General features: G+C 48.9%; 1 rRNA gene. It reads left to right on the forward strand.

Going from position 1 to position 679, the window contains the following annotated elements:
• Positions 1 to 106: 106 nt before the first annotated feature.
• Positions 107 to 679 (forward strand): 23S ribosomal RNA (locus tag DX909_RS29335); the annotation flags it as partial.

The raw sequence follows: 679 nt of genomic DNA on the forward strand, positions 1-679 counted from the left end.
AATGTCAAAGAATTCATTCACATTACGGCATAACGCGCGAGGTGAGAGACCTCGCAAGTCCTTGAAAGAAAACGGCGAAATCTCGCAAGAGAGATCAAAGTTATAGGGTCAAGTGACTAAGAGCATGTGGTGGATGCCTTGGCGATGATAGGCGACGAAAGACGTGATAGCCTGCGATAAGCTTCGGGGAGCTGGCAAATTAGCTTTGATCCGGAGATTTCTGAATGGGGAAACCCACCCGCAAGGGTATCGCATACTGAATACATAGGTATGCGAGGCGAACCTGGAGAACTGAAACATCTAAGTACCCAGAGGAAAAGACATCAACCGAGATTCCGAAAGTAGTGGCGAGCGAAATCGGAAGAGCCTTCTAGTGATAGTCAGACGGTTAACAAAACGGAATGGAAAGTCCGGCCATAGTAGGTGATAGCCCTGTATGTGAAAACCGACTGGTGGTACTGAGCTAGAGAAAAGTAGGGCGGGGCACGAGAAACCCTGTCTGAATATGGGGGGACCATCCTCCAAGGCTAAATACTCATCATCGACCGATAGTGAACCAGTACCGTGAGGGAAAGGCGAAAAGAACCCCGGGAGGGGAGTGAAATAGATCCTGAAACCGCATGCTTACAAAAAGTAGGAGCCCGCAAGGGTGACTGCGTACCTTTTGTATAATGGGTCA

The sequence above is a fragment of the Larkinella soli genome, assembly GCF_003703975.1.
GTDB classification, from domain to species: Bacteria; Bacteroidota; Bacteroidia; order Cytophagales; family Spirosomataceae; genus Larkinella; species Larkinella soli.